Below are 26,541 nucleotides of genomic sequence, written 5' to 3' on the forward strand. Positions count from 1 at the left end.
GGAAAGTCAGGCTTTTGAGATTGTAGGTGTTTTTTGTTATAATGAAAGTTATGAAATCTTATAATACCTTGAATGATTATTATCGAAAACTTTTTGGAGAGAAGACTTTCAAAGTTCCTATCGATGCGGGATTTGACTGTCCCAATCGGGATGGAACTGTAGCCCATGGTGGTTGTACTTTTTGTACGGTTTCAGGTTCTGGAGATGCCATCGTAGCACCGGATGCTCCTATTCGAGAGCAATTTTATAAGGAAATTGACTTTATGCACCGCAAGTGGCCAGATGTTAAAAAGTATCTGGTTTATTTCCAAAACTTTACCAACACCCATGAAAAGGTAGAAGTGATTCGGGAACGATATGAGCAGGCTATCAACGAGCCAGGTGTAGTAGGGATCAATATCGGAACACGGCCAGACTGTCTGCCAGACGAAACCATCGAATATTTGGCTGAGTTATCGGAACGTATGCACGTGACGGTAGAATTGGGCTTACAGACAACCTTTGAAGCAACCTCTGACCTGATTAACCGTGCCCATTCTTATGAATTGTATGTTGAAACAGTAAAACGCTTGAGAAAGTATCCCAAGATTGAAATTGTTTCCCATCTGATCAACGGTCTTCCTGGGGAAACCCATGAGATGATGGTTGAAAATGTCCGTCGCTGTGTCACGGACAATGATATTCAAGGAATTAAACTGCACTTGCTTCACCTCATGACCAATACACGGATGCAGCGAGATTACCACGAAGGACGTTTGCAACTGATGAGTCAGGACGAGTATGTCAAGGTCATTTGTGACCAGTTGGAAATCATTCCCAAGCATATCGTCATCCATCGAATTACAGGTGATGCGCCTAGAGATATGCTGATTGGCCCTATGTGGAGCCTCAATAAATGGGAAGTGCTAAATGCTATTGAAACTGAGATGCGCCGTCGTGGAAGTGTGCAAGGATGCAAGGCTGTAAAACAGGAGTTTAAAAATGAAAAGACCACTTGAGATGGCACATGATTTTTTGGCGGAAGTTGTGACAAAAGAGGATATTGTAGTGGATGCGACCATGGGCAATGGCCATGATACCCTTTTTCTAGCCAAGTTAGCCAAGCAAGTCTATGCCTTTGATATCCAGGAGCAGGCTTTGGAGAAGACGCAAGAGCGTTTGGATCAGGCTGGAATGAAAAATGCCCAGTTAATCTTGCAAGGGCATGAGACACTAGACCAGTTTGTGACAGAAGCTAAGGCAGGGATTTTTAATCTTGGTTATTTACCTTCTGCTGACAAATCCGTCATCACCCAACCTCAGACTACTATTGAAGCCTTAGAAAAGCTGTGTCACTTGCTTGTCAAAGGGGGACGGATTGCTATCATGATCTACTATGGTCATGAGGGAGGAGATACTGAGAGGGATGCTATATTGGAGTTTGTTAGCCAGTTGAACCAACAAGAGTATACAGCTGCCATTTATCGGACTCTCAACCAAGTTAATAATCCACCGTTTTTAGTTATGATTGAAAAATTAGAAAGGTATAGACATGGATAAACAATACCTTCGTGAGAAGCTTGAGGCAATGCGCCAAAATTTTGTCGAGTCAACGCTTCACGAGCGAGCAGTCGGAGTGCTCGACGAAGCACATATGAGCAAGAAAATGCTTAAAATTAAGAAAAAATTAGTGGCTCTTGAAATGGAACGATGCCAGAAAAAAATTGAGCACAAAGACTGTTCTAAGATTGATCAGAAAATCCAAGAGCAAAAGGAGATTTTTGAATCTTGTTGTAAAAAAGATTAAGGAGGAATTGTGTGGAATTACTCATTTACTTGATTCTATTTTTATTTGTCTTAATCATTTCAACCACGACCAATAAACTTCTCCCTTTTTTGCCCCTTCCTCTTGTACAAATCCTTTTGGGGATTGGGATTGGCTTATTTGTTCCTGATGCGGACTTTCATCTCAATACAGAGCTGTTTCTGGCCATGGTTATTGGTCCTTTACTTTTCCGGGAGGCAGAAGAAGCGGATATTACGTCCATTTTGAAGCACTGGCGGATTGTCGTCTTTCTGATCTTTCCTGTGATTTTTATCTCGACCTTAAGCTTGGGGGGCATGGCTCACTTCCTTTGGATGACTCTTCCTTTGGCGGCCTGTTTAGCAGTTGGAGCGGCACTTGGGCCAACAGATTTGGTTGCCTTCGCGTCTCTTTCTGAACGTTTTCGTTTTCCCAAACGGGTTTCCAATATCCTAAAAGGGGAAGGACTCTTAAATGACGCTTCTGGTTTGGTTGCCTTTCAGATGGCTCTTGCTGCTTGGACAACAGGAACCTTTTCTCTCAGTCAAGCTGGAACTTCCCTAGCACTTTCTATACTTGGTGGTTTTGTAGTCGGTTTTGTGACGGCTATGGTCAATCGTTTCTTGCATACCTTTTTACTGAGTGTGCGAGCGATAGATATAGCCAGTGAACTATTGCTAGAGCTAAGTTTGCCGCTCATGACCTTTTTCATCGCAGAAGAGTTTCATGTTTCAGGGATTATCGCAGTAGTGGTTGCAGGTATTTTGAAGGCCAGTCGCTTTAAGAAAATTACGCTCCTTGAGGCTCAGGTAGACACCGTGACGGAGACCGTCTGGCACACCGTGACCTTTATGCTAAATGGATCAGTCTTTGTTCTCTTGGGAATGGAATTAGAGTTGATAGCAGAGCCGATTTTGTCTAATTCACTCTACAATCCCCTTCTTTTACTGATTTCAGTTGTCGTTCTGACATTCTTGCTTTTTGCGATCCGCTTTGTCATGATTGCTGGTTTTTACTTTGTGAGGACGCGTCGACTTAAGAAACAAATTCATAAGTACATGAAAGATATGCTTCTTTTGACCTTCTCTGGTGTTAAAGGGACAGTATCTATCGCGATCATTCTCCTCATACCAAGTCATTTGGAGCAAGAATATCCTTTGTTACTCTTCCTTGTAGCAGGCGTTACACTATTGAGCTTTCTAACAGGTTTATTGGTCCTCCCTCACTTATCTGAGGAACAAGAGGAAAGCAAGGATCATTTGATGCATATTGCGATTTTGAATGATGTGGCTGCAGAATTAGAAAAAGAACTGGACCATCACAAGAACAAACTTCCTCTTTATGCAGCTATTGATAATTATCATGGTCGGATTGAAAACCTCATCCTTAGTCTGGAAAATAAGAGAGTCCAAGAGGACTGGGAATCTCTCAAACTCCTTATCTTGAGTATTGAGAGTGACGGTTTGGAGCAAGCCTACGAAGAAAATAGAATCAGCGAGCGTGGCTATCGAGTTTACCAACGTTACCTAAAAAACATAGAACAGAGTATCAATCGGAATTTCGCTTCTAGAGTGACTTATTATTTCCTAGTTTCCTTACGGATACTGCGCTTTCTACTCCATGAAATGTTTACCTTTGGCAAAACTTTCCGTAGTTGGATGAATGAAGAATCTCGTAAACTATTAGCAGTTGACTATGATCAGATTTCAGAGTTGTATTTGGAAAATACAGAGCTGATTATCGAGAGTTTGGAAAACCTCAAAGGGGTTTACAAGAGTTCTCTGATTAGCTTTATGCAAGAGTCTCGTCTACGCGAGACGGCCATTATTGGAAGTGGTGCCTTTGTTGAGCGGGTTATCAATCGCATCAAGCCAAACAATATCGATGAAATGCTACGAGGCTACTATCTCGAACGTAAGGCAATCTTTGAATACGAAGAAGCTAAACTGATAACAGCCAAGTATGCCAAAAAACTACGCCAAAATGTGAATAATTTAGAAAATTATTCTCTGAAAGAGGCTGCAAATACCTTGCCTTATGATATGCTAGATTTAATCAGAAGAACTTAGATGATGAAGAAAATGACGGAGGATGAAACATGAAAAAGTGGTGGAAAGAGCTGATGGACAGGCCCTTATTGAAAGCTTTTTTGCATTACTATCAAGCATCTGATAGCGAGTTGACCAGTGTTGCGGTTGCCTACTATTGGTTGATTTCAATTTTTCCTTTGCTAATGATAATGGTCAATATTTTGCCTTATTTTCAGATTCCAGTCTCAAATTTCTTACTGACAATCAAGGAATTCTTGCCTGATACGGTGTATGATGTGGTTGCCAAGATTGTCCGAGAAGTCCTGACTCAACCATCAACTGGTTTGTTGAGTTTTGCCGTTTTATCTGCACTCTGGACCTTTTCGAAATCAATGGATTTCCTTCAAAAAGCTTTTAACAAAGCCTATGGGGTGACCAAGAGTCGAGGAATTATCTCCCATCAGTTGATGAGTCTACTTGTTAGTTTCGGCTTGCAGATACTTTTTGCTCTGGCCTTGTTTTTGAGTATGTTTGGTCGCATGTTGCTCAACCTCCTCAAAACTTACTGGCAATCAGACAGTCTGCTATTTTCCTATCTGCAAGATTTTACAGGGCCTCTGGTCTATACCTTGATCTTTGCCATTCTAGTTATGATTTATTACTTCCTTCCAAAAGTAAAAGCACCACGAATCCGCTATGTTTTACCAGGAAGTATCTTTGTCTTGCTAACTCTTATCTTTTTATTGAATATCTTTTCTGTCTACGTCAATAGTTATGTTAATCATCTAGTTGACGTTCGATTTTTCAGTTCCATTATCGTGGTAGTCATGATGTTCTGGTTTATTCTTATTGCAAAGATTTTGATTATCGGAGCAGTTATCAATGCCAGTGTTCAGAGTTTGAAAGATCCAAAGTTTAGTATGGAATGATTAGAAAAATCCCTATTAGGAAACCTAATAGGGATTTTCTTAATAGATAAACATGGCATCTCCAAAACTGAAGAAGCGGTAGTGTTCTTGGATGGCATGGTGATAGGCATCTAGGACTAAGTCACGACCGGCAAAGGCAGAAACCAACATGACGAGAGTTGACTTGGGCAGGTGGAAATTAGTTGAAAAAGCATCCACAACCTTCCAGTCGTAGCCTGGTTTGATAAAGATATTGGTCCAACCAGAATCTGATTGGATTTGCCTATTAAACTTGGAACCGATGGTTTCCAGTGTGCGAATCGAAGTGGTTCCAACAGCGATGACGCGACCTCCATTTTCCTTAACAGAGCGAAGGGTGGCAGCTGCTTCCTCAGAGAGCTGGTAGAATTCAGAGTGCATTTCATGTTCGTCCAGATTGTCAACAGAGACAGGTCTAAAGGTTCCGAGTCCGACGTGAAGAGTGAGATAGACCAGATGAACACCCTTGGCTTGGATTTCTGCTAGCAGTTCTTTGGTGAAGTGCAATCCAGCAGTCGGTGCTGCAGCAGAGCCACTTTCTTTAGCGTAGACCGTTTGATAACGTTCACGATCATCCAATTTTTCATGGATATAAGGTGGTAGTGGCATTTCACCCAGGCTTTCCAAAACTTCTAGGAAAATTCCTCGGTATTCAAAGCGGACAATGCGACCCCCGTGGGTCAATTCTTCCGTAACGACAGCGCTGAGGCGACCATCGCCAAAGTTAACACGAGTCCCATTCTTGAGGCGTTTAGCAGGTTTAGCCAGAACTTCCCACTCATCACCACTAGTATTTTTGAGTAGGAGAAGCTCCACATGACCTCCTGTTTCTTCCTTTTGACCATAGAGGCGGGCAGGGAGAACGCGAGTGTCGTTCATGACAAGGGCATCACCAGGTTCCAGCATGTCGATAATGGAGTGGAAGTGTTTATCCTGCATTTCTCCCGTTTCACGATTAACGATAAGAAGTTTAGACGCATCACGTTTTTCAAGTGGCGTTTGGGCAATCAATTCCTCAGGCAAGTGGAAATCAAAATCAGCAGTATTCATTTTTTCATCATTCTTTCTAAGTTCTAATCCTATCCATTATAACATGTTTCAAGTTTGGACGCTCTTTTTTTAGAAATTAAATCGTTTTCACTTGACAAAAATTGGTCTATACCATATAATGAATATAGAAACATGGAGGATATAAAATGAAAGTTATAAAAGTTGAGAATCAAGTCGAAGGTGGAAAAGTAGCTTTTGAGATTTTGAAGGAAAAATTGGACAATGGTGCTCAAACTTTGGGACTTGCGACAGGAAGTAGTCCACTTGAATTTTACAAGGAAATAGTTGAGAGTGACCTTGATTTTTCAAATCTAACCAGTGTGAACCTTGATGAGTATGTAGGGCTTGATGGGGACAATTCACAGTCTTACCGTTACTTCATGCAGGAAAACTTGTTCAACCAAAAACCATTTAAAGAAAGTTTCTTGCCTCGTGGGGTTAAGGACAATGCTGAAGAAGAAGTTGAACGCTACAATCAAATTTTGGCTGACCATCCTGTTGATTTGCAAATCTTGGGGATTGGTCGCAATGGACACATCGGCTTTAATGAGCCTGGCACTCCATTTGATAGCCAAACGCATCTAGTAGAACTTGATCAATCTACCATCGAGGCCAATGCTCGCTTCTTTGACAAGATTGAAGACGTCCCAACTCAAGCCATTTCAATGGGAATTAAAAACATCTTGGATGCCAAGTCAATTATTCTCTTTGCCTACGGTGAGTCGAAAGCAGAAGCCATTGCTGGAACAGTATCAGGCCCAGTGACTGAGAACCTCCCAGCAAGCAGCCTACAAAACCACCCTGATGTGACTATTATCGCTGATGCAGAAGCGCTCAGCTTACTCGAAAAATAAAAATTACAAGAACCACTTGCTCTTCGGAGTGAGTGGTTTTTTTCTAGCTTTCATGAGTCAATAGAAAGAAGTGGTATAATAGATTGGTAGAATAACTAGATCTAGTTAGGTCCAATTTTTACTATTTTATGATATACAAGGAGAGAATGAAAGTACGCTATTAGAAAATAATCTGATAAAAGACAATATACGAGCTGAAAATCAAAGCTTTCTCTATTATTTACACGAGGAAAAAGTATTTGATTCGCAGTCGCTGGCTGATTTATGTCGCTACGTAGAAAAGCTCGATTCTATTAGTATAGATCACATGAGGGATTTGCATTTTATTGAAAATCAAATTCTTCGTCATCTGGTATATCATTTTGACAGCAATGACTTGAGTAAGATTTCGAATCTTCCTGATGAATATTGGGAATATATTGAACCTTTTGAACAAGCAGTAAGGAAGTTGTATGATTTGATGTAAAAATTAGTGGATTTGATAAAGTATAGGCAAGAAAGTAATTATTGAATCGGGAAATCGGAATAAATGTAGGTTTTCCCTTGACAATTATTCATTTTGCGTGTAAAATGGAATAGATCTTGAACTTGAAGGGAGTGAAAAAAATGTCTAAAACAGTAGTACGTAAGAATGAATCTCTTGACGATGCACTTCGTCGTTTCAAACGTGCGGTTACTAAAGCTGGTACTCTTCAAGAAACACGCAAACGTGAATTCTATGAAAAACCTTCTGTAAAACGTAAACGTAAATCAGAAGCAGCTCGTAAACGTAAAAAATTCTAATTTGAAATGAAAGGCTAGACTTGTCTAGTCTTTTTTTGCACAATGTTTAGAGGAAGAAATTGTTATGAGAGAGTATATAAAAGAATATCAAAAGATGCGTGAAAATCACTTTGAAGATTGGGGTTATTGTGCTGATCCGATCGATTGGAAGGAATTTGAAGAGTCAAACCAAAGAATTTTTGAAAAGTATTTGACCGATTCAAAAGTATTGTCTGACAAGGTTTTAAGAGTAAAATTGTACAGTAGCTTATTGCTAGATGATATTCAATATTTTGCCTATTATGCTGCGTTTTTAGATGGGGATTATAAGCAGTTAAACAACGCGCTATGGCAAACAGGAAGAACTGAGTTGATGAGAGGCGGTTTGTTGGCAAGTGGAACCATCTACACAGATGGAATTTTGAAAGGCTTGTTTACCTCTTTTGCTTGTAATGATTTTTCAGCCATTCCATCATTCGTCCCCAAAGATTTACCCTTGTTGAAAGGAACCTATTATCCAGAAAATGTGATGAATCTTTTATACGCTCTTTATTATCAAGATGAAGAAAGATTATCCGAGTCGCTCTTGCGTGCACAACAGTTTTTAGGGAAGAAAAAACGAACTGGCATGGAAGAATTTTCTGTTCGGTATTTTATAAACTTGGCAAGAAAAGATGCAGTTGCATTAAGTGAGTCCTTACAAAGTTTATGCCAAGCTTATCAGAGACGAGGTTACCCTTATGAAAAGATCGATAAGTGCTTTGCGGATGAGATTCATGGTCTATATCGATTGGTACGATTGTTTGACCATTCCTTGTTCGAAGAAGTCAGTATGCCATCTCATAAGACTTTTTTGAAGGAGTTTGAAGAATGGCAAGTCCAAAATCAGTTTCCACAAGGTCAACAGTGCTATACCTATCCTCAAGATATGGCTGATGCAAACAGAATGTTAACAAAAGGTTTTCCAAGAATTTACTTAGAAAAATCTGGAAGGGACTTGGTGATAGACGTTGACCGATTTGCAGTAGATTTGTCTCGGTTAATTTGAAAGAGTACGAAAAAACTTCCTAGTCAAATCTTTTCCCAAGCAACATCAAATAAATACTGTAAATCCTGCAAAAAAAAGGAAACTTCCACCTACAATCTGATATAATAGTAGGGAGAACTCGATTGAAGGAGGAAATTATGTCGGTTTTAGTAAGAGATGTCATTGAAAAACTCAGACTAGATATTGTCTATGGTGAAGGCGAATTACTTGAAAAAGAAATCAATACTGCGGACATTATGAGACCTGGTCTTGAAATGACAGGCTATTTTGATTACTATACACCAGAACGGATTCAGCTGTTAGGGATGAAGGAGTGGTCCTATTTAGTTGCCATGCCTGCCCAGAACCGTTATCAAGTTTTGAAGAAAATGTTTCTACCTGAAACACCTGCGGTTATCGTAGCTCGTGGCCTAGTAGTGCCAGAGGAAATGTTGAGGGCTGCTAGAGAATGCAAGATTGCGATTTTAACCAGTCGAACTGCAACCAGTCGTTTATCTGGAGAACTTTCTAGCTACCTTGATTCCCGTTTGGCTAAACGTACCAGTGTGCACGGTGTCTTGATGGATATCTATGGCATGGGTGTCTTGATCCAAGGGGATAGTGGTATCGGTAAGAGCGAGACAGGTCTTGAGCTTGTGAAACGTGGACACCGTCTGGTAGCAGACGATCGTGTAGATATTTATTCTAAGGATGAAATGACTCTTTGGGGTGAACCTGCTGAAATCTTGAAGCATTTACTTGAGATTCGTGGAGTTGGGATTATCGATATCATGAGTCTCTATGGTGCGAGTGCTGTAAAAGATTCTTCACAAGTTCAGCTAGCAGTTTATTTGGAAAATTATGATACGCATAAGACCTTTGACCGTCTAGGAAACAATGCCGAAGAACTCGAAGTTTCTGGTGTAACGATTCCGCGTATCCGCATCCCAGTAAAAACAGGACGCAATATCTCCGTTGTTATTGAGGCGGCTGCCATGAATTACCGTGCTAAAGAAATGGGCTTTGATGCGACACGTTTATTTGAAGAACGCTTGACAAATCTAATCGCTCAAAATGAGGTGAAACATGATTAATCCAGTCGCATTTGAAATTGGCCCCTTTGCTATTCGTTGGTATGCTTTGTGTATTGTAGCTGGTCTGGTTCTGGCAGTCTACCTTGCCATGAAAGAAGCTCCTAAAAAGAAAATTTTATCAGATGATATTTTGGATTTTATTCTGATTGCTTTTCCGGTAGCTATTTTAGGTGCTAGACTATACTACGTACTCTTTCGCTTAGATTATTATCTGCAAAATCCAGGTGAAATCATCGCCATCTGGAATGGTGGTTTGGCCATTTACGGAGGTTTGATAGCGGGCGCTATTGTCCTTTATATCTTTGCAGATAGAAAGCTGATCAATACTTGGGATTTCTTAGATATTGCAGCACCGAGCGTCATGATTGCCCAGAGTTTAGGGCGCTGGGGGAACTTCTTTAACCAAGAAGCCTATGGTGCAGCGGTAGATAGTTTGGATTATTTGCCAGGCTTTATCCGTGACCAGATGTACATTGATGGTAGCTACCGTCAGCCGACCTTCTTATATGAGTCGGTTTGGAATCTGATTGGATTTGCTTTGATTCTGATTTTTAGAAGAAAATTAAAGGGAATCAGACGCGGTCAGATCACTGCTTTCTACTTGATTTGGTATGGCTTTGGTCGTATGATTATCGAAGGGATGCGGACGGATAGTCTCATGTTCTTGGGTCTGCGAGTTTCCCAATGGTTATCAGTTGTCCTTATTGGACTCGGTATTTTTATCTTACTTTATCAAAATCGAAAGAAAGCCCCTTTCTATCATACAGAGGAGGAAAAATAAATGTTAGAAGTTGCATATATACTTGTTGCGATTGCTTTGATTGTCTGTTTAGTCTATTTGACAATCACGATTCAAAAAGCCGGTCGTATGATTGATGAAACAGAGAAAACCATCAAAACGTTGAGCTCAGATGTGAACGTTACCTTGCATCAGACCAATGAATTGTTGGCTAAGGTCAATGTGTTAGCAGACGATATCAATATCAAAGTTGCGACGATTGATCCACTCTTTACGGCTGTGGCTGACTTATCTGAGTCAGTATCTGATCTCAACCAACATGCACGTGTTTTAGGCAAAAAAGCTTCATCTGCTGGTTCAAAGACCATCAAAACAGGTGCAGGCTTGTCCGCTCTTCGTGTCGCAAGTAAATTTTTCAAAAAATAAAAAAGGAGAAATCTTATGGGAAAACTATCCTCTATCCTTTTAGGAACTGTTTCAGGTGCAGCTCTTGCTTTGTTTTTGACGAGTGACAAGGGTAAGCAAGTTTGTAGTCAAGCTCAGGATTTTCTAGATGATCTGAGAGAAGATCCAGAATATGCTAGAGAGCAGGTTTGTGAGAAACTTACTGAAGTGAAGGAACAGGCAACGGACTTTGTATTGAAAACAAAGGAGCAAGTAGAATCTGGTGAAATCACTTTTGATAGTGTCCTTGACCAAGCTAAAAACTGTGCTCGACAAGCGACGGAAGCGTCAAAAGAAACCTTTAACAATCTCAAGGAGCAGTGGCAAGAACAGTCAGCAACTCCAGACGTTGCTGAAGACCAAGAAGAAATCATCATCGATATTACTGAAGTATAAGGTATCACCATCTCTGGTTTTTGGAGATGGTGATTTTTATCTGCAAGCCTGTCTTTGTGGTATAATAAATACTATGCAGAAAAAACCAACGTCAGCCTATGTGCATATTCCCTTTTGCACACAGATTTGTTATTATTGTGACTTTTCAAAGGTGTTTATTAAGAATCAACCAGTAGATAGTTACCTAGAGCATCTGCTAGAGGAGTATCGTTCTTATGATATCCAAAAGTTACGAACTCTCTATATTGGAGGTGGGACGCCAACGGCTTTGTCAGCTCCGCAATTAGAAGTGCTCTTGGATGGCTTGACTAAAAACTTGGACTTGTCAGTTTTGGAAGAGTTGACCATTGAGGCCAATCCAGGAGACTTGGATGCAGATAAGATTGCGGTTTTGAAACAGTCACCAGTCAATCGTGTTTCCTTGGGTGTGCAGACTTTTGATGACAAAATGCTGAAAAAGATTGGGCGTAGTCACTTGGAGAAGGATATTTATGAAAATATCGACCGCCTCAAACTCGCTGGTTTTGACAATATCTCCATTGATCTAATCTATGCTCTTCCAGGTCAAACTATGGCTCAGGTCAAGGAAAATGTGGCTAAGGCTATCTCGCTTGATATTCCTCATATGAGCCTTTATAGCTTGATTTTGGAGAATCATACGGTCTTTATGAACCGCATGCGACGAGGGAAGTTACCCCTACCCAAGGAAGAGTTAGAAGCGGAGATGTTTGAGTACATCATCGCAGAACTGGAGCGAGCTGGTTTTGAGCATTATGAGATTTCCAATTTCTCCAAACCCGGATTTGAAAGTCGCCACAATCTCATGTACTGGGACAATGCCGAGTATTATGGTATCGGTGCGGGTGCTTCAGGTTATGTGAACGGGGTGCGTTATAAAAACCACGGTCCTATCCGCCACTATCTCAATGCGGTAGAGGCAGGAAATGCTCGGATTACAGAAGAACACCTGAGTCAAAGGGAGCAGATGGAAGAAGAAATGTTCCTAGGCCTCCGGAAAAAATCCGGGGTTTCCATGGCGCGATTTGATGAAAAATTTGGACTGTCCTTTGATGAACTTTATGGCGAAATCATCAGAGACTTGGTTCAACAAGGACTTATGCAGATCGACGGTGATCGTGTCCGAATGACAAAGAGGGGTCTCTTCTTGGGAGACACTGTAGCAGAACGATTTATTTTGGAGTAGAACAATGGGCTTAACTTATCAAATGAAAATGAAAATTCCTTTTGATATGGCGGACATGAATGGTCATATCAAACTTCCAGATGTGATTTTGCTGTCCTTGCAAGTATCAGGTATGCAGTCCATTGAACTGGGAGTTAGTGACAAGGATGTGTTAGAACGTTACAATCTGGTCTGGATTATTACAGACTATGCGATTGACGTGGTTCGCTTGCCTCACTTTGCTGAAGAGATTACGATTGAAACAGAAGCATTGACTTACAATCGTCTTTTTTGCTACCGCCGTTTTACTATCTATGATGAAGCAGGTCAAGAAATTATTCGCATGGTAGCAACCTTTGTTCTCATGAACAGAGACAGTCGTAAAGTCCATGCTGTCGAACCGGAGATTGTTGCGCCTTACCAGTCTGAGTTTGATAAAAAACTCATCCGTGGGCCAAAGTATGCAAATCTAGAAGATCCAATCAGTAAAGACTACCATGTTCGTTTTTACGACTTGGATATGAATGGTCATGTCAATAACAGCAAATACCTGGATTGGATTTTTGAGGTTATGGGAGCAGATTTTTTGACCAAGTATATTCCAAAGAAAATCAATCTCAAATATGTCAAAGAAGTGCGACCAGGTGGCATGATTGCTTCAGCTTATGAACTCAAGGGATTAGAAAGCAAGCATGAGATTATCAGTGATGGCGAGATTAATGCCCAAGCTATGATTACTTGGCAAGAAATTGAAGGCAATTAGAAAGGACGATATGACTTATAAAGGTTATTTAATTGATTTAGACGGAACCATTTACAAGGGGAAAGACCGAATTCCGGCAGGAGAGGCTTTTGTCCATGAGTTACAAAAAAGAGAAATTCCCTATCTCTTTGTGACCAACAATACAACTCGTACTCCTGAGAGCGTTCAAGAGATGTTGGCTCAGAATTTTAATATCGACACTCCTCTATCAACTGTCTACACGGCAACTCTGGCAACCATTGACTATATGAATGACTTGGGACTGGAAAAGACAGTCTATGTCATTGGTGAAGCAGGACTCAAGGATGCCATTCAGGCAGCTGGTTATGTCGAAGACAAGGAAAATCCAGCCTATGTGGTCGTTGGACTGGACTGGCAAGTCGACTATGAAAAATTTGCGACAGCAACTCTAGCCATTCAAAAGGGTGCTCACTTTATCGGAACCAACCCTGACCTCAATATCCCGACGGAACGTGGTCTTTTGCCAGGAGCTGGTTCACTGGTAACACTTCTTGAAGTAGCAACACGGGTCAAACCAGTTTATATCGGAAAACCAAATGCTATCATCATGGACAAGGCGGTTGAGCACTTAGGTTTGAAAAGAGAAGAATTGCTCATGGTTGGGGACAATTACCTGACGGATATCCGAGCAGGGATTGACAATGGCATTCCAACGCTCTTGGTGACGACAGGTTTTACCAAAGCAGAAGAAGTGGCGGACTTGCCAATCGCACCAACTCATGTAGTTTCTAGCCTTGCGGAGTGGAATTTCGATGAAAACTAAACTGACCTTTTGGGGAAGTATGCTCTTTTTCCTCTCCCTGTCTATCCTACTGACGATTTATCTGGCATGGGTTTTCTATCCCATGGAGATTCAGTGGCTGAACTTAGCGAATCGAGTCTATCTAAAGCCCGAAACCATTCAGTACAATTTTCATATCTTAATGAATTACCTGACCAATCCCTTTAGTCAGGTCTTAGAGATGCCAGATTTTCGTTCATCAGCGGCTGGTTTACATCACTTTGCGGTGGTGAAGAATCTCTTTCACCTAGTTCAGCTAGTTGTCCTAGTGACGCTACCAAGTTTCTATTTCTTTGTTAGAAAGATTGTGAAAAAGGGTTTTCTCCCCTTATATCGTAAAAGTATTTTGACTCTAGTACTATTGCCCCTTATCATTGGGGTTCTGGGAGTGTTGATTGGTTTTGAGCAATTCTTTACTCTTTTCCATCAGATTCTCTTTGTTGGAGATGATACCTGGCTTTTTGATCCAGCAAAGGATCCCGTTATTTGGATTTTGCCAGAGACTTTCTTTCTCCATGCCTTTTTACTTTTCTTTGCTTTGTATGAAGGAATGTTTGGTTTCCTTCTTGCTAAAGCTTCAAGGAAATAGTGGAAAAAATTCTGTATTTTTAATAAAAAACGAGAGAAGTTGCTCTACTCCCTATTTATTGTTAGGTTATCCTAAAGATAAACTTGCAAAGCAGGAGATTTTTGCAGAAAACAGTCTATTTTCTATGAAAAAATAGGCTTTTTTTCTAAAAATACCTAGTCAAGCGCTTTATTTTTTTGTATAATAGAAATAGCAAGTATAGATAAAAGAAGAGAAAAGCATGATTACACTATTTTTATCACCGAGTTGTACATCATGTCGTAAGGCAAAGGCTTGGTTAGAGACGCATAAAGTGCCCTTTCAAGAGCATAATATTATGACTAGTCCTTTAACAAGAAAAGAATTACAACATATTCTTTCCTTGACCGAAAATGGTACTGATGACATCATTTCAACTCGTTCAAAAATTTTTCAAAAATTGGATATTGATGTAGAGAGTATCTCGGTATCGGAGTTGCTTCAGTTGATTGAGCAATATCCTAGTCTTTTGCGTCGCCCAATTATTATAGATACCAAACGCATGCAGATCGGTTTTAATGAAGATGAGATTCGTGCTTTTCTCCCTCGTAGTTATCGTAAACAAGAATTGAAAGAAGCAACATTGAGAGCTGGTATTGGATAGATGAACAAACAGTATAGTTACCCACTAGATTTGTCGTGGAGCACTGAAGAACTTGCTTCAGTGCTTTCTTTTTTTAATGATGTTGAAGCTGCTTATGAAGATAAGGTAGAAGCAAAAAAACTGCTAGAATCTTACAAGAAATTTAAGTCTGTGGTTCCAAGCAAAAGTGAAGAAAAGCGCCTAGGTCGCGAATTTGAGACGGCTAGCGGTTATTCCTGCTATCATGCAGTTCAATTAGCAAAAGAAAAAAGAGAAGGGAAGATTTCTCTTGGAAACTAAATTTGAATTTGCCAAACAGATTGTGCAGGAAGCTGCGGACTATATTTTGGCTCACATGAAAGAAGATTTGCAGGTTGAGCGCAAGTCCTCCCCTACCGACTTGGTGACGCGTTTGGACAAGGAGGTCCAGCAACTCTTGGTTGATCGGATCAAGTCCTCCTATCCTGAGGACTTGATTTGCGCGGAAGAGGGTTGTTTACGTGCTGCAGTCGGTCAAGGTTCTGTTTGGGTGATTGATCCCATTGACGGTACCAATAACTTTGTCGCCCAGCAGGAAGATTTTGCCGTGATGTTGGCTTATTTTGAGGATGGTGTGGGCAAATTTGGCATCATCTATGATGTCATGAAAGGTGATTGTTACCATGGTGGTGGTGCCTTTCCTCCTTGCTGCAATAATGAGCCCTTACCGCCTTTTAAAAAGAAACCTCTTCAAGAATTTTTAGTTGCCGGTAACTCAGGTATGTTTGAAAGCAATGAGTGGGGCTTGGCGGATTTGGGGCGAGCAGCGTTGGGTGTCCGTGTATATGGCAGTGCGGCTATTAGTTTTGCCAAGGTTTTATCGGGTCGTCTTTTGACTTATATTACCTATCTGCAGCCATGGGATTACGCTGCGGCCAGTATCTTAGGGGAAAGTCTGGGTTATCGCCTTCTTACGGTATCGGGTGAGCCCGCTGATTTTAAAACGCGTCAGCCGGTCATGATGGTGCCAATTGAGATGCAAGAAGAGATTCAGTCTTATATCTACGAAAGGAAAGAGAACTAAATGCAATTTCCAGAAGGATTTGTTGAAAAATATGAAGCGATACTAGAAGATGAGGTAAGAGATTTTCTTGCCTCTTTTAAACAGGAAGCAGTATCGGCTTTTCGGGTTAATCCCTTAAAAGAAAGTCAGTTATCGTTTGCAGATGCCATTCCCCATACACCTTGGGGACACTATGGTAAAGTCTCAGGGAAATCACCAGAGCACGTGACAGGTCTCGTTTATTCGCAAGAGCCTGCAGCCCAAATGGTGGCCCAGATAGCTCAGCCCCTTCCTGGTATGAAGGTCTTGGACTTGGCTGCAGCACCAGGTGGGAAATCCACTCAACTAGCAGCTTATCTGGCTAATCAAGGAGTTCTTGTCTCCAACGAAATTTCAAGCAAGCGAGCTAAGATTTTAGTGGAAAATATGGAGCGGTTTGGAGCTACAAACGTAGTCGTGACCAATGAGTCTGCTGGCCGCTTGGCCAAGGTTTTTAAAGGTTACTTTGATGTGATTGTTCTTGATGCCCCTTGCTCGGGTGAAGGGATGTTCCGTAAACAACCAGATGCCATGGATTATTGGAATCTAGACTATCCGAGCCAATGTGCCAGTCTCCAAAGAGAGATTTTAGAAGATGCAGTGACCATGCTTGCTGAAGGTGGTCGTTTGGTCTATTCGACCTGTACTTGGGCACCTGAGGAAAACGAAGAAATCGTCCACTGGTTGCTGGATACTTATGAATTTAAATTGCTTCCAGTTGAGCATGTGAACGGTATGGTAGCAGGAATTGATCTTCCTGAAACGGCGCGGATGTATCCTCATCATTTCAAGGGAGAAGGTCAGTTTGTTGCCCACCTGCAGTTTAAGGGACAAAATCCAGCACCTAAATTCAAAGCTAGCAAGAGCAATCTCAGTCGTGAACAGCAGAACTTGTGGCATGATTTTGTTCAAAAACACTTACGGGTCAATCTAACTGGTATCTTGCAAACTTTTGGAGACCAGCTCTATCTCTTGCCAGAGATGCTACCTGATCTAGGGAAACTCAAAATTGCCCGAAATGGCCTCCATCTGGGGACTTTTAAGAAGAAACGCTTCGAACCAAGTTTTGCTCTGGGATTAGCTTTGAAACCAAGCCAAGTAAAACAAAGGGTCGAAATCAATGATGAGGACTTTGTAAAATATGTGGCTGGTGAGACTGTTCAATTGTCTGAAGCTCGACCAAATGGATGGTATCAAGTTGTAGTTCAAGGAAACGGATTAGGCTTTGCCAAAGTAACGGGAAATGTTTTGAAAAATTATTATCCAAAAGGGCTCAGATTCAGGTGAAAAAGCTAGTCAAAGAGCCTATTCTATGTTATAGTGGAAGTATGAGTTTTTTCTGATAGTCTTTCATTATTACTTATATTATACGATGGAATTGTCCGCTCCGTAGAATGTCTAGATAAAATAAAGTGGGACAATCATTGATGATTATTGGATGATCAGGACAAACGGAAGAAATCAGAACATTTATCATTATGTTCAAGGAGAATAACAGTGAAAAAAAGAAAAAAGCTCGTCATGTCTCTTGCAGCTCTTTTGATGGCAGGTTCTCTAGCAGGATGTGCTAGCTGGATTGATCGTGGAGAATCCATGACAGCCGTTGGTTCAACAGCTCTTCAGCCTCTTGTCGAAGCGGCAGCAGATGAATTCGGTTCTAGAAACATCGGAAAAACAGTCAATGTTCAAGGTGGTGGATCGGGTACAGGATTATCTCAAGTCCAGTCTGGAGCAGTTGACATCGGGAACTCTGACGTCTTTGCAGAGGAAAAAGAAGGAATCGATGCTTCGGCTCTAGTAGACCACAAGGTTGCAGTGGCTGGTCTTGCAGTGATTGTAAACAAGGAAGTGGATGTTGAAAATCTCACAACCGAGCAACTTCGCAAAATCTTTACAGGTGAAGTGACCAACTGGAAAGAAGTTGGGGGCAAAGACCTAGCCATTTCAATCATCAACCGAGCAGCAAGTTCTGGTTCACGAGCGACGTTTGATACGGTCGTTATGAATGGCCAATCGGCAATGCAGAGCCAAGAACAGGATTCTAACGGAATGGTCAAGTCCATTGTATCCCAAACGCCTGGAGCCATTTCTTACCTGGCTTTTGCCTATGTAGATGACTCAGTGAAAAGCATGAAACTGAATGGCTATGAACCTACATCTGAGAATGTAACGACCAACAACTGGCCTTTGTGGTCTTATGAACATATGTACACACTTGGTCAGCCAAATGAGTTAGCTGCTGAATTCCTGAATTTCGTCCTCTCAGATGAGGCCCAAAATGGAATTGTTAAGGGCATGGGCTATATCTCTATCAATGAAATGAAAGTCCAAAAGGATGCTTCAGGTACCGTTACAGCAGTAGAAGGAGGTCAATAATGAATCAAGAAGAATTATCTAAAAAACTACTCTCTCCTTCAAAGAACTCTCGCCTTGAGAAGTTTGGTAAAGGTTTGACCTTCACCTGCCTTTCTTTGATTGTCATCATTGTGGCCATGATTTTGATTTTTGTAGCCCAAAAAGGCTTATCGACCTTCTTTGTCAATGGGGTCAACATCTTTGATTTCCTCTTTGGACAAACTTGGAATCCTTCAGGGAAACAATTTGGTGCCCTTCCAATGATTTTGGGTTCCTTTATTGTGACGATTTTATCAGCCCTCATCGCAACTCCCTTCGCTATTGGTGCTGCAGTCTTTATGACAGAAGTATCACCAAAGGGTGCAAAAATCTTGCAACCAGCCATTGAACTTCTCGTAGGTATTCCTTCAGTGGTCTATGGATTTATCGGTTTGCAAGTTGTGGTGCCTTTTGTTCGCAGTGTCTTTGGTGGAACTGGTTTTGGGATCTTGTCAGGGATTTTCGTTCTTTTTGTCATGATCCTACCAACTGTAACCTTTATGACAACAGACAGCTTGCGTGCTGTTCCTCGTCATTACCGTGAAGCTAGTTTAGCTATGGGAGCCACTCGTTGGCAAACCATCTGGCGTGTGACCTTGAAAGCAGCACGTTCAGGTATTTTCACTGCAGTGGTCTTTGGGATGGCGCGTGCCTTCGGTGAAGCCCTTGCTATTCAGATGGTGGTCGGAAACTCAGCAGTTATCCCAACCTCGCTAACAACACCAGCTGCGACTTTGACATCTGTATTGACTATGGGTATCGGAAATACCGTCATGGGAACGGTTGATAATAACGTTCTCTGGTCACTGGCCTTAGTCTTGCTCTTGATGAGTTTGGCCTTTAACAGTGTGATTAAATTGATTACGAAAGAAAGAGGAAAGAAAAACTATGCACGCTAAGAAATTAGATAAACTTGCAACAGCTGTCCTCTATACCATCGCGGGTATCATCGTGGCCATTTTGGCATCTTTGATTCTCTATATCTTGGTTCGTGGTTTGCCCCACATCTCTTGGTCTTTCTTGACTGGCAAATCATCATCTTACCAAGCAGGTGGAGGGATTGGAATTCAGCTCTATAATTCCTTCTTCCTTTTGGTCATTACCTTGATTATTTCTGTGCCTTTGTCTATGGGGGCTGGGATTTTCCTAGCTGAATACGCCAAAAAAGGTCCTGTGACCAATTTTGTCAGAACCTGTATTGAGATTTTGTCTTCTCTACCATCAGTCGTTGTGGGTCTCTTTGGTTACTTGATCTTTGTAGTTCAGTTTGAGTATGGATTTTCAATCATTTCAGGTGCCTTGGCCTTGACAGTCTTTAACCTTCCTCAGATGACTCGAAATGTTGAGGACAGTTTAAAACACGTTCACCATACGCAACGTGAGGCTGGTCTGGCCCTTGGAATTTCTCGTTGGGAGACTGTAGTTCATGTTGTCATTCCAGAAGCTCTTCCAGGTATCGTAACGGGTGTTGTTTTGGCATCTGGTCGTATCTTTGGTGAGGCCGCCGCTCTTATCTATACTGCAGGACAATCCGCTCCAGCCCTTGACTGGTCTAACTGGAATATCCTCAGTGTTACTAGCCCTATCTCAATCTTCCGACAAGCAGAAACCCTGGCTGTCCACATCTGGAAGGTCAACAGTGAAGGAACCATTCCTGATGCTACCATTGTATCTGCTGGTTCTGCCGCCGTGCTCCTCATCTTTATCTTGATTTTTAACTTTGGAGCTCGCAAACTCGGAAGCTATTTACACAAGAAATTAACCGCTGCCTAAAGGAGAAGCCATGTCAAAATATAACTGGGATGAAAAGCATATCATCACCTTTCCTGAAGAAAAAGTGGCCCTCTCTACCAAGGATTTACATGTTTACTATGGTAAAAATGAATCCATCAAGGGCATCGATATGCAATTTGAAAAAAATAAAATTACAGCCTTGATTGGTCCTTCTGGATCAGGAAAATCTACTTATCTTCGCAGTCTCAATCGGATGAATGATACTATTGATATTGCCAAGGTCACAGGTCAAATCCTCTATCGAGGGATTGACGTCAACCGTCCAGAAATCAATGTCTATGAGATGCGCAAGCATATCGGAATGGTCTTCCAACGTCCAAATCCATTTGCCAAGTCTATTTACCGCAACATCACTTTTGCTCATGAACGTGCAGGTGTTAAGGACAAGAAAGTACTTGATGAAATTGTAGAAACCTCTCTAAGACAGGCTGCCCTTTGGGATCAGGTCAAAGACGACCTCCACAAATCAGCCTTGATGCTTTCTGGTGGTCAGCAACAACGTCTCTGTATCGCTCGCGCCATTTCTGTCAAACCAGATATCCTCTTGATGGATGAGCCTGCGTCAGCTTTGGATCCGATTGCGACAGCCCAGCTGGAAGAAACCATGTTGGAATTGAAGAAGGACTTTACCATCATCATCGTTACCCACAGTATGCAGCAGGCTGCGCGTGCAAGTGACTACACTGGATTTTTCTACTTGGGTGATTTGATTGAGTATGATAAGACATCCAATATTTTCCAAAATGCTAAGTTACAGTCAACCAATGACTATGTAACGGGACACTTTGGTTAGAAAGGAAACGGTATGTCAGAAGCGATTTTACAGGTGTCAGACCTGTCCGTTTATTACAATAAAAAGAAGGCCTTGAATAGTGTTTCCCTTTCTTTCCAACCTAAGGAAATAACAGCCTTGATTGGTCCTTCTGGATCAGGAAAGTCCACCCTGCTCAAAGCTATCAACCGCATGGGCGATCTAAATCCTGAGGTGACAACAACTGGATCAGTGGTCTATAATGGTCACAATATCTACAGCCCCCGTACCGATACGGTTGAATTGCGTAAGGAAATCGGTATGGTCTTTCAACAGCCCAATCCCTTCCCTATGTCTATCTACGAAAATGTTGTCTATGGGCTACGTATCAATGGGGTTAAGGACAAGCAAGTCCTTGATGAAGCGGTCGAAAAGGCCTTGCAACGTGCTTCTATCTGGGATGAAGTAAAGGATCGTTTGCATGATTCGGCCATTGGTCTCTCAGGTGGACAACAACAACGTGTTTGTGTTGCTCGTGTCTTAGCAACCAGTCCGAAAATTATCCTCTTAGATGAACCAACTTCAGCTTTGGATCCTATTTCTGCAGGTAAGATTGAGGAAACCTTGTATGGTCTTAAAGATAAGTACACCATGCTCTTGGTAACGCGTTCGATGCAACAAGCCTCACGTATCTCTGATAAAACAGGATTTTTCCTAGATGGGGATTTGATCGAGTTTAACGATACGAAGAAGATGTTCCTAGACCCACAAAACAAGGAAACAGAAGATTATATTACAGGAAAATTTGGATAAGGAGTTGAATGATGTTACGATCTCAATTTGAAGAAGATTTGGAGAAATTGCACAACCAGTTCTATGCTATGGGACAAGAAGTGCTCTCGCAGATCAATCGTACAGTGCGTGCCTTTGTCACGCATGACCGTGATTTGGCAAAAGAAGTCATCGAAGACGATGCAGAAGTGAATGAATATGAAGTGAAGTTGGAAAAGAAATCATTTGAAATGATTGCCCTCCAACAACCTGTTTCGCAAGATCTTCGTACCGTCTTGACCGTTCTCAAGGCAGTGTCAGACGTAGAACGCATGGGAGATCATGCAGTGTCTATCGCTGAGGCGACTATTCGTATGAAGGGGGAGCAACGTATCCCTTCTGTTGAAGAAGAAATCAAAAAGATGGGACGCGACGTGAAAAACTTCGTCGAAGCAGCTCTAGATCTTTATCTCAACGGTTCTGTGGATCAAGCCTACGAAGTAGCGGCGATGGATGAAAAAATCAACCATTACTTTGATAGCATCCGTGATTTGGCTACAGAAGAAATTAGGAAAAATCCTGAAGCTATCGTTACAGGCCGTGATTACTTCCAGGTCATTTCTTTCTTGGAACGTATCGGAGACTACGCAAAAAATATCTGTGAATGGGTTGTTTACTTTGAAACAGGTAAGATTGTCGAACTATAAGAAACGGTTTAAATATACAGAAGAAAAGGCTGATTAAAATAAATCAGTCTTCTTTTTTATGAAAAGAATTGTTTTACAATCAAAATCTCTAAAAGGGTTGACAACTATTTTTAAAAGAGTTATAATTATTCATAATTAACAGAAAGGTCGTTTATTTATGAAATTTAAGAAATGGATATTAGTTGTATGTAGCATGCTTGCCAGCATGATTTTAGTAGCTTGCCAGTCAGGAACGGATAGTTCCCAATCTGCTGTGGACGCTATTAAACAAAAAGGAAAGCTAGTCGTTGCGACCAGCCCAGACTATGCACCATTTGAATTCCAAGCCTTGGTAGATGGTAAAAACCAAGTGGTTGGTGCAGATATTGATATGGCTCAAGCGATTGCAGATGAGCTTGGGGTTAAACTTGAAATCTCTAGCATGAGTTTTGACAATGTCTTGACCAGTCTTCAAACTGGAAAGGCTGACTTAGCCATTGCAGGAATTAGTGCAACAGATGAGAGAAAGGAAGTCTTTGACTTTTCAATCCCTTACTATGAAAACAAAATGAGCTTCTTGGTTAGAAAAGCCGATTTAGACAAATACAAGGATCTTTCAAGCCTCGCAAGTGCCAATATCGCAGCTCAAAAGGGAACTGTGCCAGAAACCATGGTCAAGGAACAATTGCCAAATGCCCAGTTGACATCCTTGACCAATATGGGTGAAGCCGTCAATGAGTTGCAGGCTGGAAAAGTGGATGCTGTTCATATGGATGAACCAGTTGCTCTTAGCTACGCAGGTAAAAACTCAGATCTTGTCGTTGCATCTGTTAACTTGACAATGAAAGATGGCGAAGCCAATGCCGTTGCTATCAAGAAGGATCAATCAGACTTGAAAGCGGTAGTAGATAAGGTTATCCAAAAACTGAAAGACGACGGAACCTATCAAAACTATCTTGAAAAAGCAGCGAAACTAACGGAAGTTGAACAATAAGAAAAAGCAGAGTTGGACTTTAATCCAACTCTGCTTTTATGTATTCTAATAGCTCTTCTAGATTTTCAAGAGTGACTTTGGCGAACTGATAAGGGCAGGCATCCAAATAAGCCTTCTCAAAAAAGTCTAGTTTGAGTGAGCTGTGTTTCAAACTGGCAATCTTAGGATAGTGTCTCAAATCAAGCAAAAGACCATCGTGTAGAGGATAGTGGGGCAAGGGACAGGTGTTTTTTTCAAGTAGCTCCTTCATCCGGGCCTGATAGTTCTCTTGAAGTGTCAGTCTGGCCAGTCGATTTTTTTCAAATAACTGGCTATCAATGTAAAGAGAAAGAGCCTTTTGCATGATGAGATTGCTGTCATAGTCCAGGATATTTTTGTAGGCAACAAAGGCCTCTTTTAGGGCATTTGGGAGAATGAGAGCGGTAATACGAAGGGCTGGAAAGAGACTGGTTGAGAAGGACTTGATATAAATGACGCGATCCTCAGTATCCAGATAGTGGAAGGTTTGTCCCTTTTTAAAGTCTAAGTCCCCTAAATAGTCATCCTCTACGATGTAAACACCATACTGGTTTGCTAGATCCAGAATAGCCCTTTTTTCCTGATCAGAATAGGAATGACCTAGGGGATAGTGGAAGCGAGGAATGGTGTAGAAAAACTTGATTTTCCCAGATTTAAACTGTTCTTCCAGTTCTTCAAGGTCAATGCCATCAATACGGCGTTCAATGGTCTGGTAGGCTAATCCTTGAGCGACCAAGAGGCGGTTCATCCGGTGGTAAGTCGGTTGTTCGACCAAAATTTCTTCTCCCTCGCTCGGAAAGTTAATCTGAGAAAGGATAAAGAGAGCTTGCTGGGTGCCAGATGTTAGAACCAATTGGTCGGGTTTACAGTAGAGGGCTTGGTCAAAGAGGAGTTGATGGACAGATTGTCTGAGTTCCTCAAGGCCTTCTTGGTTGTCATAGTAGTTGAAGAGGTAGTTTTCTCGGCCTATCAGGGTTTCGTTGACACAGAGTCGGAAGTCGTCATAGGCACTGGCATGCTCGTCAGTGACTTCGATTTCCAAATCCTGATGCTGTCCTTGTTCCAGAACATAATAGCCACTTTGGGGCTTGGCATAGAGGTATTGTTCATGGCGTAATTCTAGCAGGGCTCGTTGGATAGTGTCCTTGCTACAGTGGAAGTCTTGGCTCAGTTGACGGATGGAGGGAAGCCGGCTACCAGTTGGAAATTTTCCTGATTCAATCCCTTTTTTGAGAAAGGAAACGACTGCTTGGTATTTACTTTCTTTCTTCATTCCAGACCTCCGTTGATTTTGTTACATTGTACCTTTTTTTTGCCTACTTGGCAATGGGAAAAGCATTTCTCCCTTTCACAACTAGGAGCAAATGTGGTATACTTAGAAAGTATGATGATTCATTGAACAGAAGATAAGAAAGAGAATGGATAGAAAAGTGCAGGAACCGGTTAAATTATTTCAATACAATACTTTAGGTGCCCTAATGGCAGGTCTCTATGGTGGAACTATGACAGTAGGAGAATTGCTGGAACATGGTGACCTCGGCTTGGGGACTTTGGATTCGATTGACGGGGAGTTGATTGTTCTTGATGGCAAGGCTTATCAAGCCAAGGGATCTGGTCAAACGCCTGAAATCGTTGAGGTGGCAGCGGATGCTCTTATTCCCTATGCAGCAGTGGTTCCTCATCAGGCAGAAGTGATTTTCCGTCAGCGCTTTGAAATGACGGACAAGGAATTGGAAAAACGAATTGAGTCCTACTATGATGGGGAAAATCTTTTTCGTTCCATCAAGATTCATGGCGAATTTTCACAAATGCATGTGCGGATGATTCCCAAATCCACACCTGATACCAAGTTTGCTGATGTGGCGACTCACCAACCTGAATATAGCCGTGAAAATGTATCGGGAACTATTGTTGGATTTTGGACACCGGAGATTTTCCATGGGGTGAGTGTTGCAGGCTATCATTTGCATTTTATCTCAGATGATTTGACCTTTGGTGGGCATGTGATGGACTTTGTTATCAAAGAAGGAATGATTGAGGTTGGGGCAGTCGACCAGTTGGACCAACGTTTTCCAGTCCAAGATCGCCAGTATTTATTCGCCAAATTTAACGTTGACGAGATGAAGAAAGATATTGATAAGTCAGAATAGGAGAAAAAGATGACAGTACATATTATCCTTACCATGATCGCTTTGGTTCTCATTCTAGTAAGTGGAACTTGGTATGCTAAAAAACGGTTTAAAATCTCTCTTGCAGTGATGGGCTTGGGGGCAATCGCATTTTTTGTTTCTTCTCAAGTGTTAGAGAAGATGGTTCACCTTCTGGTACTCCATCCGCAAAAAGATGGAACCATTCCGCTTATGCAGGAGCAGCCTTTCTTATATGTGCTTTATGGAATCGCCATGGCGGCCCTCTTTGAGGAAACAGCTCGTCTTGTCTTTTTTAAATGGTTGGAGAAAAAGAGAAAGCTAGAAGATCGAGATGCTTTGGCTTATGGTTTGGGACATGGGGGCTTGGAGATGCTCTATCTCGGAATGGGAAGCTTGATCAGTTTGTTGATTCTTTTTTCACTCATTCAGTCTTCAAATACTGATGTAGCCAATCTCCTTCCAAAGACTACACTCGAAACGGTCCAGTCTCTTTCTGTATGGCAGGTTTATTTACTAGGAGTAGAACGTGTGCTTGCTCTGGTTCTGCAAATTGGTCTTTCTATCTGGGTCTATCAAAGTGTTCGTCAAAAGAAATGGATCTACCTCCTTGCTGCCTATGGATTACATGCCTTGTTTGACTTAGCTCCAGCTCTATCTCAAGTGGGCTGGATTGCAAATCCGCTTCTAGTTGAGTTCATTCTTTTCGTAGAACTTCTAGTCTTTATCTGGCTAACCAAATCTACATTTTGGAAAAAATCATAAAAAGAGGGGTGACCTCTTTTTTTATGTAAAGATAAAACAAGCTCTTTTTATGGTCGTCAAATGTCTCTAAAAATGG

The 26,541-nt window shown here is 41.5% G+C and carries 32 protein-coding genes; 30 read left to right on the forward strand and 2 right to left on the reverse strand.

Going from position 1 to position 26,541, the window contains the following annotated elements; all coding sequences use genetic code 11:
* Positions 1–41 precede the first annotated feature (41 nt).
* The 5 genes from ACT17O_RS03745 to ACT17O_RS03765 are packed head-to-tail and all read left to right on the forward strand — an operon-like array spanning position 42 to position 4,742.
* On the forward strand, positions 42–998 hold the full coding sequence (locus ACT17O_RS03745; RefSeq protein WP_049485149.1) for a TIGR01212 family radical SAM protein: 957 nt from the start codon (positions 42–44) through the stop codon (positions 996–998).
* The gene (locus ACT17O_RS03750; protein ID WP_049520730.1) at positions 982–1,539 is read left to right on the forward strand and encodes a tRNA (mnm(5)s(2)U34)-methyltransferase; all 558 of its coding nucleotides are present in this window, start codon (positions 982–984) and stop codon (positions 1,537–1,539) included. The genes ACT17O_RS03745 and ACT17O_RS03750 overlap by 17 nt, the downstream gene beginning before the upstream one ends.
* A complete protein-coding gene (locus ACT17O_RS03755) occupies positions 1,532–1,786 on the forward strand; it encodes a hypothetical protein (protein WP_049520729.1) in 255 nt (84 codons plus the stop codon). The genes ACT17O_RS03750 and ACT17O_RS03755 overlap by 8 nt, the downstream gene beginning before the upstream one ends.
* An 11-nt stretch (positions 1,787–1,797) precedes the next feature.
* Positions 1,798–3,852 (forward strand): cation:proton antiporter, encoded by a 2,055-nt coding sequence (locus ACT17O_RS03760; RefSeq protein WP_444817765.1) that lies wholly within the window; start codon positions 1,798–1,800, stop codon positions 3,850–3,852.
* A 29-nt stretch (positions 3,853–3,881) separates the two neighbouring features.
* The gene (locus ACT17O_RS03765; protein WP_444817766.1) at positions 3,882–4,742 is read left to right on the forward strand and encodes a YihY/virulence factor BrkB family protein; all 861 of its coding nucleotides are present in this window, start codon (positions 3,882–3,884) and stop codon (positions 4,740–4,742) included.
* A gap of 39 nt (positions 4,743–4,781) precedes the next feature.
* Here ACT17O_RS03765 and queA read toward each other — a convergent pair whose 3' ends face one another.
* Complete coding sequence (queA, locus tag ACT17O_RS03770) at positions 4,782–5,810, reverse strand: tRNA preQ1(34) S-adenosylmethionine ribosyltransferase-isomerase QueA (protein WP_049520726.1); 1,029 nt, start codon at positions 5,808–5,810, stop codon at positions 4,782–4,784.
* A gap of 146 nt (positions 5,811–5,956) precedes the next feature.
* Between queA and ACT17O_RS03775 the strand changes: the two genes are divergently transcribed.
* The 23 genes from ACT17O_RS03775 (at position 5,957) to ACT17O_RS03885 (ending at position 23,535) form a co-directional block, all read left to right on the forward strand.
* Complete coding sequence (locus ACT17O_RS03775; RefSeq protein ID WP_049520725.1) at positions 5,957–6,664, forward strand: glucosamine-6-phosphate deaminase; 708 nt, start codon at positions 5,957–5,959, stop codon at positions 6,662–6,664.
* A gap of 133 nt (positions 6,665–6,797) precedes the next feature.
* The gene (locus ACT17O_RS03780) at positions 6,798–7,130 is read left to right on the forward strand and encodes a hypothetical protein (RefSeq protein ID WP_080980692.1); all 333 of its coding nucleotides are present in this window, start codon (positions 6,798–6,800) and stop codon (positions 7,128–7,130) included.
* 140 nt (positions 7,131–7,270) lie between these two features.
* A complete protein-coding gene (rpsU, locus tag ACT17O_RS03785; RefSeq protein WP_000048054.1) occupies positions 7,271–7,447 on the forward strand; it encodes a 30S ribosomal protein S21 in 177 nt (58 codons plus the stop codon).
* A gap of 64 nt (positions 7,448–7,511) precedes the next feature.
* A complete protein-coding gene (locus ACT17O_RS03790; RefSeq protein WP_049520724.1) occupies positions 7,512–8,474 on the forward strand; it encodes a hypothetical protein in 963 nt (320 codons plus the stop codon).
* Positions 8,475–8,611: 137 nt separating this feature from the next.
* Positions 8,612–9,547 carry an HPr(Ser) kinase/phosphatase gene (hprK, locus tag ACT17O_RS03795; protein ID WP_000115190.1) on the forward strand — a complete coding sequence of 312 codons (936 nt, stop codon included), beginning with the start codon at positions 8,612–8,614 and terminating at the stop codon, positions 9,545–9,547.
* Positions 9,540–10,328 carry a prolipoprotein diacylglyceryl transferase gene (gene lgt / locus ACT17O_RS03800; protein WP_444817767.1) on the forward strand — a complete coding sequence of 263 codons (789 nt, stop codon included), beginning with the start codon at positions 9,540–9,542 and terminating at the stop codon, positions 10,326–10,328. The genes hprK and lgt overlap by 8 nt, the downstream gene beginning before the upstream one ends.
* A complete protein-coding gene (locus tag ACT17O_RS03805; RefSeq protein WP_009730340.1) occupies positions 10,329–10,712 on the forward strand; it encodes a DUF948 domain-containing protein in 384 nt (127 codons plus the stop codon).
* A 15-nt stretch (positions 10,713–10,727) separates the two neighbouring features.
* Positions 10,728–11,126, forward strand: coding sequence for a YtxH domain-containing protein (locus tag ACT17O_RS03810; RefSeq protein ID WP_000517390.1), 399 nt, complete (start codon positions 10,728–10,730; stop codon positions 11,124–11,126).
* Positions 11,127–11,199: 73 nt separating this feature from the next.
* Positions 11,200–12,330, forward strand: a complete 1,131-nt coding sequence (hemW, locus tag ACT17O_RS03815) for a radical SAM family heme chaperone HemW (RefSeq protein ID WP_444817768.1) — start codon at positions 11,200–11,202, stop codon at positions 12,328–12,330.
* Between the two features lie 4 nt (positions 12,331–12,334).
* Positions 12,335–13,072 carry an acyl-ACP thioesterase domain-containing protein gene (locus ACT17O_RS03820; protein ID WP_444817769.1) on the forward strand — a complete coding sequence of 246 codons (738 nt, stop codon included), beginning with the start codon at positions 12,335–12,337 and terminating at the stop codon, positions 13,070–13,072.
* Between the two features lie 10 nt (positions 13,073–13,082).
* Positions 13,083–13,856, forward strand: coding sequence for a TIGR01457 family HAD-type hydrolase (locus ACT17O_RS03825; protein ID WP_444817770.1), 774 nt, complete (start codon positions 13,083–13,085; stop codon positions 13,854–13,856).
* Positions 13,846–14,463 (forward strand): TIGR01906 family membrane protein, encoded by a 618-nt coding sequence (locus ACT17O_RS03830; protein ID WP_444817771.1) that lies wholly within the window; start codon positions 13,846–13,848, stop codon positions 14,461–14,463. The genes ACT17O_RS03825 and ACT17O_RS03830 overlap by 11 nt, the downstream gene beginning before the upstream one ends.
* Positions 14,464–14,683: 220 nt before the next feature.
* A complete protein-coding gene (locus tag ACT17O_RS03835) occupies positions 14,684–15,085 on the forward strand; it encodes a Spx/MgsR family RNA polymerase-binding regulatory protein (protein WP_000631261.1) in 402 nt (133 codons plus the stop codon).
* Complete coding sequence (locus ACT17O_RS03840) at positions 15,086–15,364, forward strand: UPF0223 family protein (protein WP_049505535.1); 279 nt, start codon at positions 15,086–15,088, stop codon at positions 15,362–15,364.
* On the forward strand, positions 15,354–16,127 hold the full coding sequence (locus ACT17O_RS03845; RefSeq protein ID WP_444817772.1) for an inositol monophosphatase family protein: 774 nt from the start codon (positions 15,354–15,356) through the stop codon (positions 16,125–16,127). The genes ACT17O_RS03840 and ACT17O_RS03845 overlap by 11 nt, the downstream gene beginning before the upstream one ends.
* On the forward strand, positions 16,128–17,432 hold the full coding sequence (locus tag ACT17O_RS03850) for an RsmF rRNA methyltransferase first C-terminal domain-containing protein (RefSeq protein ID WP_444817773.1): 1,305 nt from the start codon (positions 16,128–16,130) through the stop codon (positions 17,430–17,432). It abuts the gene before it with no gap.
* A gap of 210 nt (positions 17,433–17,642) precedes the next feature.
* The gene (locus ACT17O_RS03855; protein ID WP_007520299.1) at positions 17,643–18,521 is read left to right on the forward strand and encodes a phosphate ABC transporter substrate-binding protein PstS; all 879 of its coding nucleotides are present in this window, start codon (positions 17,643–17,645) and stop codon (positions 18,519–18,521) included.
* On the forward strand, positions 18,521–19,438 hold the full coding sequence (gene pstC / locus ACT17O_RS03860; protein WP_001070951.1) for a phosphate ABC transporter permease subunit PstC: 918 nt from the start codon (positions 18,521–18,523) through the stop codon (positions 19,436–19,438). The genes ACT17O_RS03855 and pstC overlap by 1 nt, the downstream gene beginning before the upstream one ends.
* The gene (gene pstA, locus ACT17O_RS03865) at positions 19,428–20,312 is read left to right on the forward strand and encodes a phosphate ABC transporter permease PstA (RefSeq protein WP_444817774.1); all 885 of its coding nucleotides are present in this window, start codon (positions 19,428–19,430) and stop codon (positions 20,310–20,312) included. The genes pstC and pstA overlap by 11 nt, the downstream gene beginning before the upstream one ends.
* A gap of 10 nt (positions 20,313–20,322) precedes the next feature.
* Positions 20,323–21,126 carry a phosphate ABC transporter ATP-binding protein PstB gene (pstB, locus tag ACT17O_RS03870; RefSeq protein WP_000049851.1) on the forward strand — a complete coding sequence of 268 codons (804 nt, stop codon included), beginning with the start codon at positions 20,323–20,325 and terminating at the stop codon, positions 21,124–21,126.
* 12 nt (positions 21,127–21,138) lie between these two features.
* Positions 21,139–21,897, forward strand: coding sequence for a phosphate ABC transporter ATP-binding protein PstB (pstB, locus tag ACT17O_RS03875; RefSeq protein ID WP_001287329.1), 759 nt, complete (start codon positions 21,139–21,141; stop codon positions 21,895–21,897).
* A gap of 11 nt (positions 21,898–21,908) precedes the next feature.
* Positions 21,909–22,562 (forward strand): phosphate signaling complex protein PhoU, encoded by a 654-nt coding sequence (phoU, locus tag ACT17O_RS03880; protein ID WP_000946469.1) that lies wholly within the window; start codon positions 21,909–21,911, stop codon positions 22,560–22,562.
* A 157-nt stretch (positions 22,563–22,719) separates the two neighbouring features.
* Positions 22,720–23,535, forward strand: coding sequence for an ABC transporter substrate-binding protein (locus ACT17O_RS03885; RefSeq protein ID WP_049477691.1), 816 nt, complete (start codon positions 22,720–22,722; stop codon positions 23,533–23,535).
* Between the two features lie 19 nt (positions 23,536–23,554).
* Here the strand turns inward: ACT17O_RS03885 and ACT17O_RS03890 are convergent, their stop codons facing one another.
* Positions 23,555–24,826 (reverse strand): aminotransferase-like domain-containing protein, encoded by a 1,272-nt coding sequence (locus ACT17O_RS03890; protein ID WP_444817775.1) that lies wholly within the window; start codon positions 24,824–24,826, stop codon positions 23,555–23,557.
* A gap of 145 nt (positions 24,827–24,971) precedes the next feature.
* Between ACT17O_RS03890 and budA the strand changes: the two genes are divergently transcribed.
* Both budA and ACT17O_RS03900 read left to right on the forward strand, forming a co-directional pair.
* Entirely contained in the window at positions 24,972–25,703 is a 732-nt protein-coding gene (gene budA / locus ACT17O_RS03895) for an acetolactate decarboxylase (protein ID WP_000375405.1), read from the forward strand.
* A 9-nt stretch (positions 25,704–25,712) separates the two neighbouring features.
* Positions 25,713–26,465 carry a YhfC family intramembrane metalloprotease gene (locus tag ACT17O_RS03900; protein ID WP_198464559.1) on the forward strand — a complete coding sequence of 251 codons (753 nt, stop codon included), beginning with the start codon at positions 25,713–25,715 and terminating at the stop codon, positions 26,463–26,465.
* The last annotated feature ends 76 nt before the right edge of the window (positions 26,466–26,541 follow it).

It is taken from the genome of Streptococcus sp. HJ1 (genome assembly GCF_052399005.1).
In the GTDB taxonomy this organism is placed as follows: domain Bacteria; phylum Bacillota; class Bacilli; order Lactobacillales; family Streptococcaceae; genus Streptococcus.

Coding starts and splice junctions, on each gene's coding strand:
- ACT17O_RS03745 (WP_049485149.1), top strand. CDS start 42: ATGAAAGTTATGAAATCTTATAATACCTTGAATGATTATTATCGAAAA.
- ACT17O_RS03750 (WP_049520730.1), top strand. CDS start 982: ATGAAAAGACCACTTGAGATGGCACATGATTTTTTGGCGGAAGTTGTG.
- ACT17O_RS03755 (WP_049520729.1), top strand. CDS start 1,532: ATGGATAAACAATACCTTCGTGAGAAGCTTGAGGCAATGCGCCAAAAT.
- ACT17O_RS03765 (WP_444817766.1), top strand. CDS start 3,882: ATGAAAAAGTGGTGGAAAGAGCTGATGGACAGGCCCTTATTGAAAGCT.
- queA (WP_049520726.1), bottom strand. CDS start 5,810: ATGAATACTGCTGATTTTGATTTCCACTTGCCTGAGGAATTGATTGCC.
- ACT17O_RS03775 (WP_049520725.1), top strand. CDS start 5,957: ATGAAAGTTATAAAAGTTGAGAATCAAGTCGAAGGTGGAAAAGTAGCT.
- rpsU (WP_000048054.1), top strand. CDS start 7,271: ATGTCTAAAACAGTAGTACGTAAGAATGAATCTCTTGACGATGCACTT.
- ACT17O_RS03790 (WP_049520724.1), top strand. CDS start 7,512: ATGAGAGAGTATATAAAAGAATATCAAAAGATGCGTGAAAATCACTTT.
- hprK (WP_000115190.1), top strand. CDS start 8,612: ATGTCGGTTTTAGTAAGAGATGTCATTGAAAAACTCAGACTAGATATT.
- lgt (WP_444817767.1), top strand. CDS start 9,540: ATGATTAATCCAGTCGCATTTGAAATTGGCCCCTTTGCTATTCGTTGG.
- ACT17O_RS03805 (WP_009730340.1), top strand. CDS start 10,329: ATGTTAGAAGTTGCATATATACTTGTTGCGATTGCTTTGATTGTCTGT.
- ACT17O_RS03810 (WP_000517390.1), top strand. CDS start 10,728: ATGGGAAAACTATCCTCTATCCTTTTAGGAACTGTTTCAGGTGCAGCT.
- hemW (WP_444817768.1), top strand. CDS start 11,200: ATGCAGAAAAAACCAACGTCAGCCTATGTGCATATTCCCTTTTGCACA.
- ACT17O_RS03820 (WP_444817769.1), top strand. CDS start 12,335: ATGGGCTTAACTTATCAAATGAAAATGAAAATTCCTTTTGATATGGCG.
- ACT17O_RS03825 (WP_444817770.1), top strand. CDS start 13,083: ATGACTTATAAAGGTTATTTAATTGATTTAGACGGAACCATTTACAAG.
- ACT17O_RS03830 (WP_444817771.1), top strand. CDS start 13,846: ATGAAAACTAAACTGACCTTTTGGGGAAGTATGCTCTTTTTCCTCTCC.
- ACT17O_RS03835 (WP_000631261.1), top strand. CDS start 14,684: ATGATTACACTATTTTTATCACCGAGTTGTACATCATGTCGTAAGGCA.
- ACT17O_RS03840 (WP_049505535.1), top strand. CDS start 15,086: ATGAACAAACAGTATAGTTACCCACTAGATTTGTCGTGGAGCACTGAA.
- ACT17O_RS03850 (WP_444817773.1), top strand. CDS start 16,128: ATGCAATTTCCAGAAGGATTTGTTGAAAAATATGAAGCGATACTAGAA.
- pstC (WP_001070951.1), top strand. CDS start 18,521: ATGAATCAAGAAGAATTATCTAAAAAACTACTCTCTCCTTCAAAGAAC.
- pstA (WP_444817774.1), top strand. CDS start 19,428: ATGCACGCTAAGAAATTAGATAAACTTGCAACAGCTGTCCTCTATACC.
- pstB (WP_000049851.1), top strand. CDS start 20,323: ATGTCAAAATATAACTGGGATGAAAAGCATATCATCACCTTTCCTGAA.
- pstB (WP_001287329.1), top strand. CDS start 21,139: ATGTCAGAAGCGATTTTACAGGTGTCAGACCTGTCCGTTTATTACAAT.
- phoU (WP_000946469.1), top strand. CDS start 21,909: ATGTTACGATCTCAATTTGAAGAAGATTTGGAGAAATTGCACAACCAG.
- ACT17O_RS03885 (WP_049477691.1), top strand. CDS start 22,720: ATGAAATTTAAGAAATGGATATTAGTTGTATGTAGCATGCTTGCCAGC.
- ACT17O_RS03890 (WP_444817775.1), bottom strand. CDS start 24,826: ATGAAGAAAGAAAGTAAATACCAAGCAGTCGTTTCCTTTCTCAAAAAA.
- budA (WP_000375405.1), top strand. CDS start 24,972: ATGGATAGAAAAGTGCAGGAACCGGTTAAATTATTTCAATACAATACT.
- ACT17O_RS03900 (WP_198464559.1), top strand. CDS start 25,713: ATGACAGTACATATTATCCTTACCATGATCGCTTTGGTTCTCATTCTA.